The organism is Nocardioides zeae, assembly GCF_010686755.1.
In the GTDB taxonomy this organism is placed as follows: Bacteria; Actinomycetota; Actinomycetes; order Propionibacteriales; family Nocardioidaceae; genus Nocardioides; species Nocardioides zeae.
The window spans coordinates 175,840-195,836 of sequence record NZ_JAAGXA010000009.1 but is presented as its reverse complement, the minus strand read 5'-3'; the positions used below and the strand labels follow the sequence as shown (position 1 = coordinate 195,836).

The following is a 19,997-nucleotide window of genomic DNA, read 5'->3' as shown; positions in this document are numbered from 1 at the left end:
GCAGCCCCGACCCTCAGCCGATCACGACCACGAGGTCCCCGCCCTCCACGGCGCGGGTGCCGGTGACGGCCAGGCGCTGCACGGTGCCGGCACGCGGGGCGGTGATGGAGGCCTCCATCTTCATGGCCTCGATGGTGGCGAGGGTGGCGCCGGCCTCGACGGTGTCGCCCTCGGCGACGACGACGGTGAGGACGCCCTGGAAGGGGGCGGCGACGTGGCCGGGGTCGGCCGGGTCGGCCTTCTCGCCGGCCCGGTCGTCGGCCTCGATGGAGCGGTCGCGGACGGCGATGGGGCGGAGCTGGCCGTTGATGGTGGCCATCACGGTGCGGTAGCCGCGCTCGTCGGCGTCGCTGACGGCCTCCAGACCGAGGATGAGCGTCTTGCCCTCGGCGAGGTCCACGAGGTGCTCCTCGCCCTGGCGGAGTCCGTGGAGGTAGTCGCTGGTCGCGAGGCGCGAGACGTCGCCGTACTGCGCGCGAGCGGCCTCGTACTCCCGGGTCGGGCCGGGGAAGAGGAGGCGGTTGAGCGCGGCGCGACGGGTCGGGCCGGCCTCCGTGAGGAGGGCGGCGTCCTCGGCGGCGAGGTCGGCGTCCGGTGCCGTCCACGCGCGGCCGGCGGGGGACGACAGCGCCTTGGTGCGGAAGGGCTCGGGCCAGCCGCCGGGCGGGTCGCCCAGCTCGCCGTGGAGGAAGCCGATCACGGAGGCGGGCAGGTCGTAGGACGCGGGGTCGTCGGCGAACTCCTGCGGGTCGATGCCCTGGCCCACCAACGAGAGCGCGAGGTCGCCGATGACCTTGCTCGACGGCGTGACCTTCGGGACGTTGCCGAGGATGTCGTTGGCCGCGGCGTACGCGTCCTCGACGGCCTCGAACTTGTCGGCGAGGCCGAGCGCGATGGCCTGCTGGCGCAGGTTGGAGAGCTGCCCGCCGGGGATCTCGTGGCGGTAGACGCGACCGGTGGGGGAGGCCAGGCCCGACTCGAACGGCGCGTAGACGCGACGTACGGCCTCCCAGTAGGGCTCGAGCGCGGACACCGCCGCCAGCGACAGCCCGGTGTCCCGGGAGCTGTGGTCGGTGGCCGCGACGAGCGCGGTCAGGGAGGGCTGGCTGGTGGTGCCGGCCATGGTCGCGGTGGCGGCGTCGACGGCGTCGACACCGGCGTCGATCGCGGCGAGGAGGGTGGCGAGCTGTCCGCCGGCGGTGTCGTGGGTGTGGAGGTGGACCGGGAGGTCGAAGCGCTCGCGGAGCGCCGTGACGAGCGTGCGCGCGGCGGGGGCGCGGAGCAGGCCGGCCATGTCCTTGATGGCCAGCACGTGGGCGCCGGCCTCGACGATCTCCTCGGCCAGGCGGAGGTAGTAGTCGAGGGTGTAGAGCCGCTCGTCAGGGTTCGAGAGGTCGCCGGTGTAGCACAGCGCCACCTCGGCGATGGTCGTGCCGGTCGCGCGGACGGCGTCGATCGCGGGACGCATCTGGGCGACGTCGTTGAGGGCGTCGAAGATGCGGAAGACGTCGATGCCGGTCGCGGCCGCCTCGGCGACGAACGCATCCGTCACGGCGGTGGGGTACGGCGTGTAGCCGACCGTGTTGCGGCCGCGGAGCAGCATCTGGAGGTTGATGCCGGGCACGGCCTCGCGGAGCTTCGCGAGCCGCTCCCAGGGGTCCTCGGAGAGGAACCGCAGCGCGACGTCGTAGGTCGCGCCGCCCCACGCCTCGATCGACCACAGCTGGGGCAGGAGCCGGGCGGTGGGTGCGGCAGCGGCGACGAGGTCGCGGGTGCGGACCCGGGTCGCGAGCAGGGACTGGTGGGCGTCGCGGAACGTGGTGTCGGTGACCGCGACCTGCGTCTGCGCGCGGAGGCGGCGGGCGAGCTCCTCGGGCCCGACCGCGGCGAGGAGCTGGCGGCTGCCGTCCGGCGCCGGGGCGTCGAGATCGACCTCGGGGAGCTTGAGCGCCGGGTCGAGCACCGCGACAGGGGAGCCGTGCGGCTTGTTGACGGTGACGTCGGCGAGGAAGTTGAGCAGCTTCGTGCCGCGGTCGCTGGAGGACTTCGCCGTCAGCAGCTCCGGGTGCGTCTCGATGAAGCTGGTGGTGATGGCACCCGCGGTGAAGTCGGGGTCGGCGAGCACGGCCTGCAGGAACCCGATGTTGGTCTGCACGCCCCGGATGCGGAACTCCGCCACCGCGCGGCGGGCCTTCTCGACGGCGAGCTCGAACGTGCGGCCGCGGCACGTGAGCTTGGAGAGCATCGAGTCGAAGTGGGGGCTGATCTCGGCGCCGGCGTAGGTCGTGCCGCCGTCGACCCGCACGCCCGGGCCGCCGGGGGAGCGGTACGTCGTGATCTTGCCCGTGTCGGGCCGGAACCCGTTCGCGGGGTCCTCCGTCGTGATCCGGCACTGGAGCGCGGCGCCGCGGAGCCGGATCGAGTCCTGGGTGAGACCGAGGTCGGCGAGCGTCTCACCCGCAGCGATGCGGAGCTGGGACTGCACGAGGTCGACGTCGGTGACCTCCTCGGTGACCGTGTGCTCGACCTGGATGCGGGGGTTCATCTCGATGAAGACGTACTCGCCGTCCGGGTTCAGCAGGAACTCCACCGTGCCCGCGTTGCGGTAGCCGATCGCGCGGGCGAACTTCACCGCGTCCGCACAGATCCGGTCCCGCAGCTCGGGGTCGAGGTGGGGGGCCGGGGCGATCTCGACGACCTTCTGGTGGCGCCGCTGCACCGAGCAGTCCCGCTCGAAGAGGTGGATGACGTTCCCGACGCCGTCGGCGAGGATCTGCACCTCGATGTGCCGCGGCTCGACCACGGCCTGCTCGACGAACACCGTCGGGTCCCCGAAGGCCGCCTCGCCCTCGCGCATGCAGGTCTCGACGGCCTCGCGGAGGAGGGCCATGTCCGGCCCCGGCTCGTCGACCCGCCGCATGCCGCGTCCGCCGCCGCCCGCCACGGCCTTGACGAACAGCGGGAACGGCAGCGCGGCGGCGGCGGCGACGATCGCGTCGACGTCGGTGGACGGGTCCACCGATGCCAGGGTCGGTACCCCGGCGGCCTTCGCCGCCGCGATCGCCCGCGCCTTGTTGCCCGTCAGCTCCAGGATGTCCGCGGACGGGCCGACGAAGGTGATGCCGGCCTCGGCGCACGCCTCGGCCAGGGCCGGGTTCTCGCTCAGGAACCCGTAGCCCGGGTAGATCGCGTCCGCACCCGCGCGCACCGCCGTCTCCACGACGAGCCGCGCGTCCAGGTAGTTGCGCACCGGGTGACCGGGTTCGCCGATCTCGTAGGCCTCGTCGGCCTTGAGCCGGTGCTCCGACCCCCGGTCCTCGTGGGGGAACACCGCGACGGTCTTGACGCCCAGCTCGTACGCCGCACGGAACGCCCGGATCGCGATCTCGCCCCGGTTGGCCACCAGCACCTTGGAGAACATGGCCAGACCCTAGCGATCGATCGGGGGACGTGCTGGCCGGGTCCCTCGCAGTGGAACGGTGGACGTGGTCAGCGACGCTCGGACGGTGCGCTCGGCGGGCGGGCCCGGAACCCCCGACCGGCCCCCAGGCGCACGAGCCCCGCGGCGAGCGCGATCCCGCCCACGACGGGGAGCCCGACGAGCAAGCCGAAGGCGATGCCGCCGCCCGTCCCGCCGTAGTAGTCCGATCCGGTGCTCTCCTCGAGGACGTCGGTGGGGACGGACGACAGCCAGTCCTCCAGGTCGGTCCGCGTGTCGCCGAGGAAGGTCGGCTCCTGCTCCCAGGTCTCGTCGTAACCCGGGTAGCGGGTCTTCCAGCCGTCGGGAGCGTCGACGAGGCTGTCGTCGGGCCCCTGCCACAGCACCAGCAGGACCGGCTCGTCGAGGTAGGTGACGATCTGTTGGGCGGGGGACAGGGTCGGGTGCTGGTAGCCCGCCTTCGTCGACGGTTGCCACACCACCACCCGGACGGGCAGGTCGCGCTCGGCGATGTGTGCCTCGACGGCGGCCTCGCCGTCCTCGTCGAGCCAGGCCCGGCCGTCGGGGCTGACGTAGACGGGATCGTCCTCGAGCGAGGCGATGGCGACCGCGACGCGGTCGCGCGGTTCGGGGACGGTCCAGTCGTCGTCGCCCATCCGACTGACGGTCGCGGCTGCAGCGCCGGACCCGACGGCGAGGGCGACGAGGGCGTGGGTGACCCGCGAGCGCAGGAACCTCATCGCGTCTCCCTCAGCTCGTCGAGCACCTGGAAGGGCAGGTCGTCCACGAACGCGCCGTACCCCGTCCGCGCCCACACCGTGTCGCGCTCGTAGTAGGGCCGTCGGCGGTCCCGCAGCGGTAGCAGGTCCGCCGGACGCCGGCGGGCGCACAGCGAGCAGCAGGCGACGTCGAGCGTCACGTCCCCCACGGGGATGTCCCGGCGCTTCACGCCACGGCCGTGGCGCGGGTCGAAGAAGCAGGGCCGGTACGGCGCCTGCCGGCCCCGCCCGTCCTCGAGCGCGTACGCCGCCGTGCGGGTGAGCACGAGCGCCCCCACGAGGTCCGGTACGTCGCGGTCCCGGTCCCCGGCGCGGGCGAGCACCAGCCGTGCGGCCTCGACGGCGGTGTCGATGCGTGACCATCGTGCTGCGTCGAGCGATGCGCGGTCGCGCGCGGCGCGGGCCTCGGCGACCGCGGTCAGCTCGGACTCCACGCGGGTGCGGAGCTCGCGGGGGGTGAGGGTGGCGGAGACGGCGGCGGGGTTGGTCGGGAGCTCGGGCCAGGCCTCCGTCGGCCGCGCCGCCGAGCGGCCTCCTGCTTGCTTCGACGCCGGTCCCCAGGTCGCCACGTGTCGCAGCAGGATCCAGGCGGCACCGGCCCCGACGACGAGTGCTGTGGTGCCGAACGCCCAGTAGGCGCCGGGGTCGGGCGGCTGGTGGTCGTAGCTGCTCTCCCAGTTCGGCGGCGACGCCCAAGGGCTGCTCTGGGCGTAGTGGTCGTAGTCGTCCTGGTCGAAGCCCTCGCCCTGGCGGAGCATGATGTCGAGGTCCATGGCCAGACGGCCGGTGTCCGAGGGCAGCACGCTCCCGTCGTACGTGCCGCTGGCGTAGGTGTCGGGCGCCATGCCGTCGGTGACGGCGGACGGCGACACGTCGTCGGGGACGCCGATCGCCTCGATGCTGCCCACGCCGTTCCCCGCGTCGGTGTCGATGACGTAGTAGCCCGGGCCGAGACCGCCGGCGCCGGACAGGTAGAGCGCCAGGTCCCGCCCGGGGTCGCTGCCCGCCGCGTCGCCGGCCTCCATCGGCACGAGCACGACGTAGACGGCGTGGTCGGTCTGGGCCGCGAGGTCGGCGAAGCCGTCGCGGACCGCCTCCGTCGCGCCGTTGCCGAACATCGGGTCGACCAGGATCGGGTCGGACGTCAGGGCGTCAGCGACGGCGTCGGGGCTCGTCGGATAGGTGAGCCCGGCCCCGGGGATGCCGCCGTCCTCCGCCGTCACCGACAGGTCCTCAGACGGCGCAGCAGGTCGGGCTCGAGCGCGCCGTACCCCGTCGACGCCCACGGCTCGTGGCGTGTCTCGAAGTAGTGCTCGGGCTTGCCGTCCTCGACCACGTCGAGGATGTCCGGGCGCCGGCCTGCCTTGAGGTCGGCACGACACCGGTCGCACACCGGCGCGTCGACGCGGAAGTCGCCGTGGGCGAGGCTCTCGCCGCGGCGACCGACGCCGTGCAGCGGGTTGAGGAAGCAGGGCCTCGTGAAGACGAGCTTCGTGCGGCGGCGGGTGGCCGCCATCGCCTGCTCGCCGCGGTCGACGAGCACGATCGCGCCGACGGCGTCGAGCACGGACGGCGTGGTGCCGTCGTCGGGCAGCAGCCGACCTGCCGCCTCGTAGTGGTCGAGCGCGGCCTGCCACGTCGCGGTGTCGTCCCGCGGGCCGACCTGGGCGCCCTCGATCTTCTCGCCGAGCGTCACGAGGGCGGCCCGGGCGCGCCGGCGGAGCTCGTCGGCCTCGGCCTCGCGGACTCGGGAGAGGACGGAGTCCGGGAGCGCGAAGGTGCGGCGGTCGCGGGACGCCGACGTGCGACGGCGGCTCGCGGTCACCACCGCGACGACCAGCACGACCAGCGCGACCACGCCGCTGACGACGGGAACGGTCGGGAAGCCGTCGCCACCGGGCACGCCGGGGCTGCCCGACTGCCCCGATCCAGACGACGAGCCCGTTCCCGACTCCGCGCGCTGCTCGGTCTTGGCCTCCAGCCCGGCTGATCCGTCAGCGCGGATGGAGGCGACATCGTCGGGGTTGAGGCGCTCGGCCAGCTCGACAAGTCCGGGCCCCAGCTCGTAGGGCGTGCCGTCCCCGGCGCCGTAGCCGAGGAAGAGGTCGACCGACAGCGTCAGGCTGTCCCGATCGGCTCTGCCCACCAGGCGGGGCGAGACCTCGCCGAACGGCTGGACCGTCACGCGCAGCGTGGTGTCGTCCGTGTAGACGGATGCGGGCGCGGATCCATCCCGAGGGCGGGCGTAGTCCACGCCGACGTAGAGCCCCTGCGCAGGCAGCTCCGCCGCTTCGCGGGCCTGCTTCACCCGCGTCACGAGGTCGCCCCCGCTGTTGCTCGTGCCGTCGGGCGGGCGTACGAGCACGACGTAGAACGACAGCTCGTTCTCCTCGATGGCCGCGGTCAGGGCCTCGACGTCGCCCGGGGTCATCCAGCTCTCGGTGCCGGGACCGAAGTACACCGGACTGTCCTCCAGAGCCTGCGCGATCGCGCCCGCTTCGTCCTCCGCCACCTGTGCGTCTCCCGCCGCCGTCGCCCCCGGCTCAGCCACCGGCCCGAACCGCGCACCTTCCTGCCCGAGCCGGGCGCGCGACACCCATTCTCGACCACCGGTCTGGACCAGCATGCGACCGGGTCCGGCCCCCGAGGGGACCGGACCCGGGCAGACGACGCGGGGGACTCAGGCCGAGGCGGCGCGCAGCTTCTCGAGCAGCGGCTCGGCGGCCTCCTCGAGGAAGCGGTCGACGGAGTCGCCGCCGACCTGCACGAGCGCGACGTCGGTGAACCCCGCCTCCCAGAAGGGCTTCACGGCCTCGACGATCGCGTCGAGGTCGGGACCGCAGGGGATGTTCTCGGCGACGTCCTCGGGACGCACGAACTGCGTGGCGCCCGCGAACCCGGCCGTCGTCGGCAGGTCGGCGTTGACCGCCCAGCCGCCGGCGAACCACCGGAACTGCTCGTGGGCCCGCGCGACGGCGGCGTCCCGGTCGGGGTCCCAGCAGATCGGGATCTGGCCGACGGCGCGGGCGGGGGAGCCGATGGTCGGCGCGCCGTCGGTCGAGCCCCAAGCCGACAGCAGGTCGGCGTCCGGCTCGGTGGCGACGAGGTGGTCGGCGAGGGGTGCGAAGCGTCGTACGGCCTTCTCCCCGCCCACCGCCACCCCGATCTGGACGGGCTCGTCGGGCAGGTCCCAGACGCGGGCGGAGTCGATGCGGAAGTAGTCGCCCTCCCACGTCGTCAGCTCGCCCGTGTGCAGGGCCCGGATGATCTCGATCGCCTCGACGAGCATGTCCTGCCGCGCGTCGACGCTCGGCCAGCCCTGACCCACGACGTGCTCGTTGAGGTTCTCGCCGGCGCCGAGGCCGAGGGCGAAGCGCCCGTCCGACATCACGCCGAGCGTCGCCGCCTTCTGCGCGACGACCGCGGGGTGGTAGCGGACGGTCGGGCAGGTCACGTAGGTCATGAGGTCGACGCGCTCCGTCGCGTGGGCGACGGCGCCGAGCACGGACCAGGCGTACGGCGCGTGGCCCTGCGCCGAGAGCCACGGGAAGTAGTGGTCGCTGGCGACCTCGAAGTCGAAGCCGACCCGCTCGGCGGCGACGGCGTGCCGCACGAGGTCCTTCGGGCCGGACTGCTCGGTCATGAGGGTGTAGCCGAATCGCGTCATGCCGTCAGCCGACCACCTCGCCCCAAAGGGCGAGCGTGCGTGGGGTCCTCGGCTGGTCTGCGAGCTGTGCGGTGGGGGCGTGCTGGAGGCGTTGGGGGCTGCACGAACCTCCCAGTTCGGTGCCGGTCGGGCGTCCCGGGCTGGCACACCAGGCGAGGAGCAGGCCGGGTGCGTCCGGGCGGAGCCTGGTCCCGGTCGCGAACTGTGCGGCTGGGACGGGCTGCAGGCGTCGTGGGCTGCACCAACGTCCCACTTCGGTGCCGGTCGGGCGTCCCGGGCTGGCACACCAGGCGAGGAGCAGGCCGGGTGCGTCCGGGCGGAGCCTGGTCCCGGTCGCGAACTGTGCGGCTGGGACGGGCTGCAGGCGCTGGGGTCTGTACCAACGTCCCAGTTCGGCCCCCGGGCCGGGCGCGTCCCCCGCCCGCCCACGAAAGCCACGAGGCCGGACCCCGTCGGGATCCGGCCTCGTGTCGAGCGTGCTGCTGGGTTCAGTCCTTGAGCTCGCAGACGACGGCGCCGTTCGCGACCGTCGCGCCGACCTCGGCGGCCAGCCCGGTGACGGTGCCGGCCTTGTGGGCCTTCAGCGGCTGCTCCATCTTCATGGCCTCGAGGACGACGATGGTGTCGCCCTCGGCGACCGTCTGGCCCTCCTCGACGACGACCTTGACGATGGTGCCCTGCATGGGCGAGGCCACCGCGTCGCCGGACGCCGCGGCGCCGGCCTTCTTGCCGCCCGAGCGCTTCGGCTTCTTGGCGCCGCCGCCCGCCGGACCGGCCGCGAGGCCACCGAGGCCCGCCGGGATGACGACCTCGAGGCGGCGACCGCCGACCTCGACGACGACCTTCTGGCGCTCGCCCTCGTCGTCGGCCTCGCCGGGCGTGCCGCCGAAGGGCTCGATCTGGTTGTCGAACTCGGTCTCGATCCACTGCGTGAACACGGTGAACTCGCCCTCCCCGGAGGGCGTCGACGCGCCGACGTACGCCGGGTCGTTGAGCACCGCGCGGTGGAAGGGGATCACGGTGGGCATGCCGTCGACGACGAACTCGTCGAGCGCGCGGCGCGAGCGCTCGATCGCCTGCGTGCGGTCGCGACCCGTGACGATGAGCTTGGCGATGAGGGAGTCGAACGAGCCCGGGATGGTCTCGCCGTTCTCGTAGCCGCCGTCGACGCGGACGCCCGGGCCCTGCGGCGGGTTCCACGCGGTGAGGGTGCCGGGGGCCGGCATGAAGTTGCGGCCGCCGTCCTCGGCGTTGATGCGGAACTCGATGGAGTGCCCGCGGATCTCCGGGTCGCCGTAGCCGAGCTCCTCGCCCGCGGCGATGCGGAACATCTCGCGCACGAGGTCGATGCCGGTGACCTCCTCCGAGACGCAGTGCTCGACCTGGAGGCGCGTGTTGACCTCGAGGAAGGAGATCGTGCCGTCCTGCGCGACGAGGAACTCGCAGGTGCCGGCGCCGTAGTAGCCGGCCTCCTTGAGGATGCGCTTCGACGACTCGTAGAGCTCGGTGAGCTGCGCGTCGGTGAGGAACGGCGCCGGGGCCTCCTCGACGAGCTTCTGGTTGCGGCGCTGCAGCGAGCAGTCGCGGGTCGAGACGACGACGACGTTGCCGTGCTGGTCGGCGAGGCACTGCGTCTCGACGTGGCGCGGCTTGTCGAGGAACTTCTCGACGAGGCACTCGCCGCGGCCGAACGCCGTGACGGCCTCGCGGACCGCCGACTCGTAGGCGTCGGGGATCTCCTCGAGCGTGCGGGCGACCTTGAGGCCGCGGCCGCCGCCGCCGAAGACCGCCTTGATGGCGACGGGGAGGCCGTTGGCCTTGGCGAACTCGACGACCTCGTCGGCGTCCGCGACGGGGTCCTTCGTGCCGGGCGCGAGCGGGGCGTCGGCGCGGGCGGCGATGTGCTTGGCCTTGGCCTTGTCGCCGAGGGCCTCGATGGCCGCCGGCGGCGGACCGATCCAGGTCAGGCCCGCGTCCATGACGGCCTGCGCGAAGTCCGCGTTCTCGGCGAGGAAGCCGTAGCCCGGGTGCACGGAGTCGGCGCCGGACTTCTCGGCCACGGCGAGGATCTTCGCGATGTCCAGGTAGGAGTCGGCCGGCGTCGCGCCCTCGAGGGAGTGGGCCTCGTCGGCCAGTCGCACGAAGAGGGCGTCACGGTCGGGCTCGGCGTAGACGGCCACGCTGCCGATGCCGGCGTCCTTGCAGGCGCGGATGACGCGCACCGCGATCTCACCGCGGTTGGCGATGAGCACGCGACGCAAGGGCTTGATCTCGGGCACGGTCAACTCCTCGAGGGTCTCGGTCGCGGTGCCCACCCGGGCACCGCCGGGGGGAGTCTAGGGGCAACCGAGCGAACGATCGCCACCGGATCCGGTCCGTGGTACCTACTCCCCGGTACGGCGTACCACCTCGTCGGCCGGGGCCGACACGGTGGGCGACCTGCGAGCACGGGGCGGCTCGCGGATAACCTCCTGCCCATGGGACGACGCTGGCGACGCCTGGCCGCCGAGGTGGGCAAGTTCAGCCTCGTCGGTCTCCTCGCCACGTCCGTCGCGGTCGTGATCTTCAACTGGCTGCTCCACGGCTTCCTCCAGGGCGAGGCGCTGCTGGAGGACAAGCCCCTGTCGGCCTACGTGCTGGCCAACACCATCGGCATGCTCATCAGCTACGGCGGGACGCGGCGCTGGGTGTTCAAGCACCGGTCCGCGGCCACGGCCGACGGTGGGTTCACGGCGTACGTCGTCATCAACGTCGCGACGATGACGCTCCCCGTCGCGTGCCTCTGGTTCAGCCGCAACGTGCTCGGTCTGACGGACCCGGTCGCCGACAACGTCTCCGCGAACGTCATCGGCCTGACCGCCGGTTTCGTGGCGCGCTTCTACCTGTTCCGCCGGTTCGTCTTCAGCACCCCGGCGCAGCCGCTGGCGGTCACCGCGACCACAGGTCCGTCCACCGGTGCCCCAGCTCGGCGAGCGCGGTCCTGAGCAGCGGCACGCTGACCCCGACCACGTTGTGCGGGTCGCCCTCGACGCCCCGCACGAACGCCGCCCCGAGCCCCTCGAGGGTGAAGGCACCCGCGACGTGCAACGGTTCCCCGGTCGCCACGTAGGCCCGCACCTCCGCCTCCTCGACCTCCGCGAAGTGCACGACGGTGGTGGCCACCTCGGTACGCCGCTGCCCGGTCGCCGTGTCCACGAGCGCGTGACCGGTGTGGAGCAGGCCGCTGCGCCCGCTCATCCGCGCCCAGCGCGCGACCGCGTCCTCGGCGTCGCGGGGCTTGCCGTGGGCGACGCCGTCGATCTCGAGCACCGAGTCGCACCCCAGCACGAGGGCACCGGCAGGCACGTCCGGGTGGACCGCGACGGCGTCCCGCTTCAGCTCGGCGAGCGTCCCGGCGAGCTGCGTCGGCGCGAGGTGGTCGAGTCCCGACTCGTCGACCCCCGAGACGATCACGACCGGCTCGACCCCCGCCGTGCGGAGCGTGCGCAGGCGGGCGGGGGACGCGGAGCCGAGGACGAGGGTGGGCACGGCGCCAGCATGGCAGGGGATGTGAGGAATGTCGGTGGCCCCGCCTACGTTGGCCATCCGGCGTCCGATCGAGACGGACCCGTCACACCGACAGCCAGACCAGAGGAGTCGCACGCGTGGGACCAGGTGGCACCGCACGACCGTCGGCGACCCGAGCGGGCCTGCGGGTCCTCGGGGTCGCGATCCGGCGGGAGCCGTGGGTGTTCACCCTCGCGACCCTCGGCAGCGTGCTCTTCGGTGCGCTCACGGTCGCTGACGCGTGGGTCCTCGGCTGGGCGACCGACCACGTGGTGCTGCCCGCCTTCCGCGACGGCGAGATCGGCGCGGGCGTGCTCGTCGCGGTCGTCGCGCTGTTCGTGGGCGTCGCGATCCTGCGGGCCGTCGGCATCGTCGCGCGGCGCCTCGGCGCGGGCATCATGCAGTACCGCATGGAGGCGCACGACCGCCGCGCGGTGACGCGGCAGTACCTGGCGCTCCCCATGTCGTGGCACCACCGCCACCCCACCGGGGTGCTCCTCTCCAACGCGAACGCCGACGTGCAGGCCGCCTGGGGCCCCGTCGCGCCGCTGCCGATGGCCGTGGGCACGGTCGCGATGATGGTGATCGCGGTCGTCCAGATGGTGGTGACCGACCTCGTGCTCGCGCTCGTCGGTCTCCTGGTGTTCCCGGCGGTGATCGTCGTGAACCTGTGGTTCCAGCGCGTCACCTCGCCCCTCATGACGCGGGTGCAGGAGCTGCGCGGCGTGGTCAGCGAGATCGCCCACGAGTCGTTCGACGGCGCCCTGGTGGTGAAGACCCTCGGCCGCGAGAGCGAGGAGACCGAGCGCTTCCGGCAGCGCAGCGAGGAGCTGCGCGACGTGGCGATCCGGGCCGGCCGGCTGCGGGCCGCGTTCGACCCCATCCTCAACGCCCTGCCCAACATCGGCGTGCTCCTCGTGCTGGTGGTGGGGGTGGCCCGGGTGCTCGACGGCTCCAGCGATCCCGGCGCCGTCGTCACGGTGGCCTACCTGCTCACCGTCGTGGCGTTCCCCATCCGCTCCATCGGCTGGCTGCTGGGCGACCTGCCGCGCAGCGTCGTCGGCTACGACCGCGTCCGCAGCGTGCTCCACGCCGAGGGCGGCCTGGAGTTCGGTGACGACCGGCTCGCCGGCCACGGCCCGGGGGCGCGGCTGGAGGTCGAGAACGTCCGCTTCGGGTACGCCGCGGGTGCGCCCGTCCTGCGCGACGTCAGCTTCGCGGTCGAGCCGGGCCGCACCGTCGCGGTCGTGGGCCCGACGGCCGCGGGCAAGAGCACGCTGACCTCGCTGCTGACCCGCCTCGTCGACCCCGAGGCGGGGGCGTTGCGCGTGGACGGCACCGACCTGCGCGACCTGGCCTACGGCGCGCTCGCCGACGCCGTCGCGGTGGTGCCGCAGACGGCCTTCCTGTTCGACGACACGGTGCGCGGCAACGTGGCGCTGGGCCTCGACGTCGACGACGCGGAGGTGTGGGCGGCCCTGGAGACCGCGCAGGCCGCGGACTTCGTGCGCCGGTTGCCCGCGGGCCTCGACACCGAGCTGGGGGAGCGGGGCACGACGCTGTCCGGTGGCCAGCGGCAGCGGCTCTCGCTCGCGCGGGCGCTGGTGCGGCGCCCCCGCCTCCTCGTGCTCGACGACGCGACGTCCGCCGTCGACCCGGAGGTGGAGGCACGGATCCTCGCCGCCCTGCGTCGCGACGAGCCCGGCACCGAGCCCGGCACCACCCTCGTGGTGGTGGCCTACCGCAAGGCGACCATCGGCCTCGCCGACGAGGTCGTGTTCCTCGACGAGGGACGCGTCGTCGACCAGGGGCCGCACGACGAGCTGCTGGCGCGCAACGCCGCCTACGCGCAGATCGTGACGGCCTACGACCACGACCCCGCCGAGGAGGCGCTCCGATGAGCACGACGACGCCCGACCCGGGACGTGCCCGTGCCGCGACGGCGGTCGTCTCCGGCGAGGAGATCGGCGCGATCGAGACGATCCGGCGCGGGGTGCGGCACTCGCCGGAGCTGGCGCACGGCATCCGCGTCACGCTCCTGCTGGCGGCCCTGTCCACCGCCGGCCAGGTCGTCGTGCCCGTCGCCGTGCAGCAGACGCTCGACCGCGGCATCAACGCGCCCGGCGGCACCGACGTCCGGTTCACCGTCGTGATGGCGCTCCTCGCCACCCTCGCGGTGCTCGTGACGGGCCTGGCGTCCTACCTGATGACCTACCGCCTCTTCCGCGCCGCCGAGACGGGGCTCTCCTCGCTGCGGGTGAAGGCCTTCCGCCACGTGCACGACCTGCCGCTCGGCACGCAGGACACGGAGCGGCGCGGCTCGCTGGTCTCGCGGGTGACGAGCGACATCGACCAGGTCAGCCAGTTCATCGTCTTCGGCGGCGTGCTCCTCGTGGTCAGCGTGGGGCAGGTGCTCGTCGCCACGGTCGTCATGGCGATCTACAGCTGGGAGCTGACCCTGGTGGTCTGGGTCTGCTTCGCCCCCCTGTTCCTGTCGCTGCGCTACTTCCAGCGCCGGCTCTCCGAGGCGTACGGCGTGGTCCGGCGCCAGGTGGGCCTGATGCTCTCCGCGATCGCCGAGCCGGTGGTCGGCGCCGCGGTCGTGCGGTCCTACGCGGTCGAGGGGCGCACCCAGGCGCGGATCGACACCGCCATCGACACCTACCGGGGAGCCGCCGTCCGCGCGCAGGGCTTCACCGCCGTCTCCTTCTCGCTGGGCGGCATCTCCGCCGGCCTGGCCAACGCAGGGGTCATCGTGATCGGGGTGCTGCTCGGCATCGCCGGACGGATGACGGCAGGCGAGATCCTGGCGTTCGCGTTCCTCGTGACCCTGTTCGTCGGGCCCGTGCAGATGGGCACGCAGATCCTCACCGACGCCCAGAACGCCATCGCCGGGTGGCGCCGCGTCATCGGCCTGCTCGACACCCCGGCCGAGCTCGTGGACCCGGGCCCGAGCGGCTCCGACCTCCCCGACCGGGCCGTCGACGTCGAGCTCGACGGGGTCTGGTTCGCCTACCCGGGCGGCGACGCGGTGCTGCGCGACGTGTCGCTGCGCATCGCCGCCGGGCGCCGCGTGGCCGTCGTGGGGGAGACCGGCTCCGGCAAGTCCACCATCGCGAAGCTGCTCACCCGGCTCGTCGACCCGACCTCGGGTGCGGTGCGCCTCGACGGCGTCGACCTGCGGGAGGTGCGCGGTGCGTCGCTGCGTCGCCGCGTCGTGCTCGTGCCGCAGGAGGGCTTCCTCTTCGACGACACGGTGCTCGCCAACGCGCGCTACGGCGACCTCGGCGCCGACGAGTCCCGGGTGCTCGCCGCTGCGGCCGAGATCGGCCTCGACGACTGGATCGCCGGGTTGCCCGACGGCGTCCACACCCAGGTCGGCCAACGCGGGGAGTCGCTGTCGGCGGGGGAGCGGCAGCTCGTGGCGCTGCTCCGCGCGCACCTGGCCGACCCCGACCTCCTCGTGCTCGACGAGGCGACCAGCGCGGTGGACCCGGCCCTCGAGATGCGCATCAACCGCGCCCTCGAGCGGCTCATGGCGGGGCGCACCGCCATCACGATCGCCCACCGGCTCTCGACGGCGGAGAAGGCCGACGAGGTCGTCGTCGTCGACGCGGGACGCATCGTCCAGCACGGGCCCCACGCGGAGCTGGTGGCGGCGGAGGGGTCGGCCTACGCCCGGCTGCACGCCTCCTGGGTCGCCCAGCGGGCGGTGGCCTCGTGAGCGGCGTCCGGTCCGCGCCCGACACCGGGGATACTGGCCCGGTGAGCAGCCTGGCCCCCGAGATCGCCGCCCGTCTCAAGCGCACCGCCGACGGGCTCGTGCCCGCCGTGGTGCAGCAGCACGACACCGGCGAGGTGCTGATGCTGGGGTGGATGGACGACGAGGCCCTCGCCCGCACGCTGGGCACGGGGCGTGCGACCTACTGGTCCCGCTCGCGCCAGGAGTACTGGGTGAAGGGGGAGACCTCCGGCCACCGCCAGTGGGTCAAGGACGTGCGGCTCGACTGCGACGGCGACACCCTGCTGGTGAAGGTCGACCAGGAGGGCGCGGCCTGCCACACCGGCGACCGCACGTGCTTCGACGCCGACCGCCTGGGACCGGCATGACCGGCGAGACCGGCGGCGGGGTGCACGGTCGACGACGCACCTTCGGTCCCGTCGTCCTCCTCGGCCTCGCGTCGAGCGGCCTGGTCGCCTTCGCCGGCACGCGGGCGTGGGTGGACACCGGCGGCGCGACCGGTGGTGTGAACGGCCTGGGCCAGAGCGGCATGGCCACGACGGCCGACCTGGGGACCTCCCCGCTGGCGGGGGCGCTCGGTCTCGTGCTGCTGGCCTGCTGGGGCGTCGTGCTGGTCACCCGTCGCTGGTTCCGGCGCGCCGTCGCGGTGCTGGCGACCGTCACGGCCGTCGGCGTCGTGGCCACCGTGGTCACGGCCGCCCGCACGCTCCCCGACGACGTCGCCGCCGAGCTGGCCAGCACCGGACAGGCCGTCGACCCGACCCTCGGGCCCTGGCTCTTCGTGACCGGGGCGGCCGCCGTCGTCGCGGTGCTCGCCGCCGCCGCGGCGGTCCGCCTGGCCCCTGCGTGGCCTGAGATGGGGGCGCGGTACGACGCTCCGGCCGACGCCACGGAGGCCGCGGCCGTCGAGCAGCCCCGCACGTCGCTCGACCTGTGGAAGGCGCTCGACGAGGGGCACGACCCCACGCGCTGAGCCGCCCGCCGCCGCCCTAGACTGGAGCGCAGGGCCACGAGGCCCGTCCCCCGCAGCAACGCGATCGACCCGATGAACCCCGAACAACCCGAGGAGCACACGATGGCCAACAACCACGGCAACACCCCCGCGGCCTGGACCGGGGTGTCGGTGGCGATGGTCGGCTTCGTGGTGGGGGCCGTCGGCCTCATGCTCGACCCCATCAGCCTGCCGATCTTCTACGTCGGGCTCGCGCTCGCCGTCGGCTCGTTCTTCCTCTTCCTCGTGATGGCCAAGATGGGTCTGCACGAGGAGAAGCACTGACCCTCGTGACCGTCCTCGACGACATCGTCGCAGGGGTCCGCGAGGACCTCGCCCGGCGTGAGTCCGCGCTGCCCCTGCCGGAGCTGCGCGCCCGGCTCTCCGACGTGGCCCCCGCCCTCGACCCCCTGCCGGCCCTCGCCGCGCCCGGGTCCAGCGTGATCGCCGAGGTCAAGCGCCGCAGCCCCAGCAAGGGCCACCTGGCGGACATCCCCGATCCCGTGGCGCTCGCCTCGGCGTACGCCGCCGGAGGCGCCGCCGCGATCAGCGTCCTCACGGAGGAGCGCCGCTTCGGCGGGTCGCTGGCCGACCTCGCCGCCGTGCGCGCGGCGGTCGACCTCCCCCTGCTGCGCAAGGACTTCACGGTCACGGACTACCAGGTCGTCGAGGCCCGTGCCTGGGGTGCCGACCTGGTGCTGCTGATCGTCGCGGCCCTGGACGACGACACGCTGCGCCGGCTGCACGACCTGGCGCGCGAGCTCGGCATGAGGGTGCTCGTCGAGGTGCACGACGAGGCCGAGACCGAGCGGGCCATCGCCCTCGGGGCGACCCTCGTGGGCGTCAACGCCCGCAACCTCAAGACCCTGGCCGTCGACGCCGACGTCTTCGGCCGCCTCGCGCCGCTCGTCCCCACCGACCGGGTGCTCGTCGCCGAGTCCGGTGTCGGCGGGGTGGCGGACGTCGAGCGCTACGTCGCCGAGGGCGCCCGCGCGGTGCTCGTCGGCGAGACCCTGGTGAAGGACGGCGACCCCACCGCCGCCGTCCGCGCGATGAGCGGCCTCGTGGCCGCCGGAGGAGCACCCCGATGACCTCGACGAGCCGGTACGACGCCGACGAGCGCGGCTACTTCGGCGAGGGCGGGCAGTGGGGTGGCCGGTTCATGCCGGAGGCCCTCGTCGCCGCCCTCGACGAGCTGACGTCGGCCTGGACCGAGGCGATGGCGGACCCGTCGTTCATCGGCGAGTTCGAGGCCATCCTGCGCGACTACGCGAACGTGCCGAGCGCGCTCTACGAGGCCACGCGCCTCTCCGAGCAGGTCGGCTGCCGCGTGCTCCTCAAGCGGGAGGACCTCAATCACACGGGCGCCCACAAGATCCGCAACGTGCTCGGCCAGGCGCTGCTCACCAAGCGCATGGGCAAGAAGCGCGTCATCGCCGAGACCGGCGCCGGCCAGCACGGTGTGGCCAGCGCGACGGCCGCGGCGTACCTGGGTCTCGACTGCACGGTCTACATGGGCGCGGTCGACACGAAGCGCCAGGCCCTCAACGTGGCCCGCATGCAGCTCCTCGGTGCCGAGGTCGTCGCCGTCGACACCGGCAGCGGCACGTTGAAGGACGCGATCAACGAGGCGTTCCGCGACTGGGTCTCGAGCGTCGACCACACGGCGTACCTGTTCGGCACCGCCGCCGGCCCGCACCCGTTCCCGACGATGGTCCGCGAGTTCTGCCGCGGCATCGGCGACGAGGCCCGCGCCCAGGTCCTCGAGCGCTACGGGCGCCTGCCCGACGCGATCGCGGCCTGCGTCGGCGGCGGCTCCAACGCGATCGGCCTCTTCGCCGGCTTCCTCGACGACGAGGAGGTCGCCATCTGGGGCTTCGAGCCCGGCGGCGACGGCGTCGAGACGGGGCGCCACGCGGCGACCATCACGGCCGGCGGTTCCGGCGTGCTCCACGGCGCGCGCACCTACCTGCTGCAGGACGAGGACGGCCAGACGGTCGAGTCCCACTCGATCTCCGCGGGCCTCGACTACCCGGGGGTCGGCCCCCAGCACTCCCACCTCGCGCACATCGGCCGGGCCCGGTACGCGCCGGTCACCGACGCCGCCGCGATGGAGGCCATGGCGCTCCTCGCCCGCACGGAGGGCATCATCTGCGCGATCGAGTCGGCGCACGCCGTCTCCGGTGCCCTCGACGTGGCCCGCGAGCTCGCCGCGACCAAGGGCCCGGACGCGATCGTGCTCATCAACCTCTCGGGGCGCGGCGACAAGGACATGGGCACGGCCATCGAGTGGTTCGGGCTCGGCGACGCGCAGAAGGACGTGGAGGCATGAGCACCACCCCCGCCTTCGAGCGTGCCCGGTCGGAGGGGCGCGCGGCCCTCATCGGCTACCTGCCCGCCGGCTTCCCCGACGTGCCCGGCGCCGTCGACGCGCTCCACGTCATGGTCGACGCCGGGTGCGACGTCATCGAGATCGGGCTGCCCTACAGCGACCCGGTGATGGACGGGCCGACCATCCAGGCCGCGGCCCAGCAGGCGCTCGACGCCGGCTGCCGCACCACCGACGTCCTCCGCACCGTCGAGGCGGTGGCCGCGACCGGCACGCCGACGCTCGTCATGACGTACTGGAACCCCGTCGAGCGCTACGGCGTCGAGCGGTTCGCCGCCGACCTCGCCTCGGCGGGCGGCGCCGGTCTCATCACGCCGGACATCACGCCCGACGCCGGCGAGGCGTGGATCGCCGCGGCGGACGCCCACGACCTCGACAAGGTGTTCCTCGTCGCCCCGTCGTCCACCGACGAGCGGGTCGCGATGACGACCGCCGCCTCCCGGGGGTTCGTCTACGCCACGGCCGTCATGGGTGTCACGGGGGCACGCACCACCACCAGCGACCTCGCGGGTCCGCTCGTCACCCGGGCCCGTGCCCTCCAGCCGAAGGACGCCCACCTCCCCGTGGGCGTCGGCCTCGGTGTCTCCAACGGCGACCAGGCCGCGGTCGTCGCGGCGTACGCCGACGGCGTCATCGTCGGGTCCGCCTTCGTGCGCACCCTGCTCGACGCGGGCACCGACCGCGCGGCCGGGCTGGCCGCGCTGCGCACGCTCACGGAGGACCTGGCCGCCGGGGTACGTCGCGGGGACGCCGGCGGTGCCTGACCTGCGGGTCTCCGTGCGCCTGCGCCGTCGTTGCGCGGCCGCGGCGGGTGCGTTCGCGCTCGCCGTCCTGACCGCGTGCGGCGGTCAGTCCGAGCCGCTCAACCCGATGGTGGGCGCCGACCTCACCGACGACTCCATGTACGGCATCGTGCTCGACCAGCCGTACACGGTCGCCGGCCCCCCGCTGGTCTCGACGCAGGGGAGCGCACCGGAGGGCACGCCGTACTCGCTGACCGAGGACACCGACGCCGACCTGACGCTCGTGTTCTTCGGCTACAGCCACTGCCCCGACATCTGCCAGATGGTCCTCGCCAACATCGCCAACGCCCTGGCCCGCCTCGACGACGCCGACCGCGAGCGCGTGCAGGTGCTGTTCGTGACCACGGACCCGGCGCGGGACGACGTGGCGACGCTCCGCACCTACCTGGAGCGCTTCGACCCCGGGTTCGTCGGCATCACCGGCGACCTGGCCTCCCTGCAGACGGCGGCGCAGAGCTTCCACGTCTACTTCGAGGAGGGCGTCCGGCTCGCCAGCGGCGGCTACGACGTCACCCACAACGACCAGGTGAACGCCGTCGACGCCGACGACACCGTGCCGATGCTGTGGATGCGGGACACGTCGCCCCACGACCTCGCCGTGGACATCGTCACCCTGCTGGGTCGCCCCGGCTCCTGACCCG

Annotated in this window: 17 protein-coding genes; 10 read left to right on the top strand and 7 right to left on the bottom strand. The window is 73.7% G+C overall.

The window, feature by feature from the left end:
- Positions 1-13 precede the first annotated feature (13 nt).
- The 6 genes from G3T38_RS14185 to G3T38_RS14160 all read right to left on the bottom strand — a co-directional run bounded on the left by G3T38_RS14185 (position 14) and on the right by G3T38_RS14160 (position 10,164).
- Positions 14-3,421, bottom strand: a complete 3,408-nt coding sequence (locus tag G3T38_RS14185; RefSeq protein WP_163772958.1) for a pyruvate carboxylase — start codon at positions 3,419-3,421, stop codon at positions 14-16.
- A gap of 68 nt (positions 3,422-3,489) precedes the next feature.
- Positions 3,490-4,179: a hypothetical protein gene (locus G3T38_RS14180; protein ID WP_163772957.1), complete on the bottom strand. Its 690-nt coding sequence runs from the start codon at positions 4,177-4,179 to the stop codon at positions 3,490-3,492.
- Positions 4,176-5,441, bottom strand: a complete 1,266-nt coding sequence (locus G3T38_RS14175) for a hypothetical protein (RefSeq protein WP_163772956.1) — start codon at positions 5,439-5,441, stop codon at positions 4,176-4,178. The genes G3T38_RS14180 and G3T38_RS14175 overlap by 4 nt, the downstream gene beginning before the upstream one ends.
- Positions 5,438-6,769, bottom strand: coding sequence for a hypothetical protein (locus G3T38_RS14170; RefSeq protein ID WP_163772955.1), 1,332 nt, complete (start codon positions 6,767-6,769; stop codon positions 5,438-5,440). Before G3T38_RS14170 ends, G3T38_RS14175 begins: the two co-directional genes overlap by 4 nt.
- 129 nt (positions 6,770-6,898) lie before the next feature.
- A complete protein-coding gene (locus tag G3T38_RS14165; RefSeq protein ID WP_163772954.1) occupies positions 6,899-7,885 on the bottom strand; it encodes an LLM class F420-dependent oxidoreductase in 987 nt (328 codons plus the stop codon).
- Positions 7,886-8,373: 488 nt separating this feature from the next.
- Complete coding sequence (locus tag G3T38_RS14160) at positions 8,374-10,164, bottom strand: acetyl/propionyl/methylcrotonyl-CoA carboxylase subunit alpha (RefSeq protein WP_163772953.1); 1,791 nt, start codon at positions 10,162-10,164, stop codon at positions 8,374-8,376.
- 198 nt (positions 10,165-10,362) lie between these two features.
- Between G3T38_RS14160 and G3T38_RS14155 the strand changes: the two genes are divergently transcribed.
- Positions 10,363-10,869 (top strand): GtrA family protein, encoded by a 507-nt coding sequence (locus tag G3T38_RS14155; RefSeq protein WP_163772952.1) that lies wholly within the window; start codon positions 10,363-10,365, stop codon positions 10,867-10,869.
- Here G3T38_RS14155 and G3T38_RS14150 read toward each other — a convergent pair.
- Positions 10,814-11,413, bottom strand: coding sequence for a Maf family protein (locus G3T38_RS14150; protein ID WP_338037661.1), 600 nt, complete (start codon positions 11,411-11,413; stop codon positions 10,814-10,816). The two genes, G3T38_RS14155 and G3T38_RS14150, sit on opposite strands and share 56 nt — an antisense overlap.
- 116 nt (positions 11,414-11,529) lie before the next feature.
- Between G3T38_RS14150 and G3T38_RS14145 the strand changes: the two genes are divergently transcribed.
- The 9 genes from G3T38_RS14145 to G3T38_RS14105 all read left to right on the top strand — a co-directional run bounded on the left by G3T38_RS14145 (position 11,530) and on the right by G3T38_RS14105 (position 19,993).
- On the top strand, positions 11,530-13,332 hold the full coding sequence (locus G3T38_RS14145; RefSeq protein WP_163772950.1) for an ABC transporter transmembrane domain-containing protein: 1,803 nt from the start codon (positions 11,530-11,532) through the stop codon (positions 13,330-13,332).
- A complete protein-coding gene (locus G3T38_RS14140; protein ID WP_163772949.1) occupies positions 13,329-15,155 on the top strand; it encodes an ABC transporter ATP-binding protein in 1,827 nt (608 codons plus the stop codon). Before G3T38_RS14145 ends, G3T38_RS14140 begins: the two co-directional genes overlap by 4 nt.
- A gap of 41 nt (positions 15,156-15,196) precedes the next feature.
- On the top strand, positions 15,197-15,541 hold the full coding sequence (gene hisI, locus G3T38_RS14135) for a phosphoribosyl-AMP cyclohydrolase (protein WP_163772948.1): 345 nt from the start codon (positions 15,197-15,199) through the stop codon (positions 15,539-15,541).
- Complete coding sequence (locus tag G3T38_RS14130; RefSeq protein ID WP_163772947.1) at positions 15,538-16,146, top strand: Trp biosynthesis-associated membrane protein; 609 nt, start codon at positions 15,538-15,540, stop codon at positions 16,144-16,146. The genes hisI and G3T38_RS14130 overlap by 4 nt, the downstream gene beginning before the upstream one ends.
- Positions 16,147-16,248: 102 nt before the next feature.
- Positions 16,249-16,449 (top strand): HGxxPAAW family protein, encoded by a 201-nt coding sequence (locus G3T38_RS14125; RefSeq protein WP_163772946.1) that lies wholly within the window; start codon positions 16,249-16,251, stop codon positions 16,447-16,449.
- Between the two features lie 5 nt (positions 16,450-16,454).
- Positions 16,455-17,255, top strand: coding sequence for an indole-3-glycerol phosphate synthase TrpC (gene trpC / locus G3T38_RS14120; protein WP_163772945.1), 801 nt, complete (start codon positions 16,455-16,457; stop codon positions 17,253-17,255).
- The gene (gene trpB / locus G3T38_RS14115; RefSeq protein ID WP_163772944.1) at positions 17,252-18,496 is read left to right on the top strand and encodes a tryptophan synthase subunit beta; all 1,245 of its coding nucleotides are present in this window, start codon (positions 17,252-17,254) and stop codon (positions 18,494-18,496) included. The genes trpC and trpB overlap by 4 nt, the downstream gene beginning before the upstream one ends.
- Positions 18,493-19,317: a tryptophan synthase subunit alpha gene (gene trpA, locus G3T38_RS14110; protein WP_163772943.1), complete on the top strand. Its 825-nt coding sequence runs from the start codon at positions 18,493-18,495 to the stop codon at positions 19,315-19,317. The genes trpB and trpA overlap by 4 nt, the downstream gene beginning before the upstream one ends.
- Positions 19,310-19,993, top strand: coding sequence for an SCO family protein (locus G3T38_RS14105; protein ID WP_338037660.1), 684 nt, complete (start codon positions 19,310-19,312; stop codon positions 19,991-19,993). The genes trpA and G3T38_RS14105 overlap by 8 nt, the downstream gene beginning before the upstream one ends.
- The last annotated feature ends 4 nt before the right edge of the window (positions 19,994-19,997 follow it).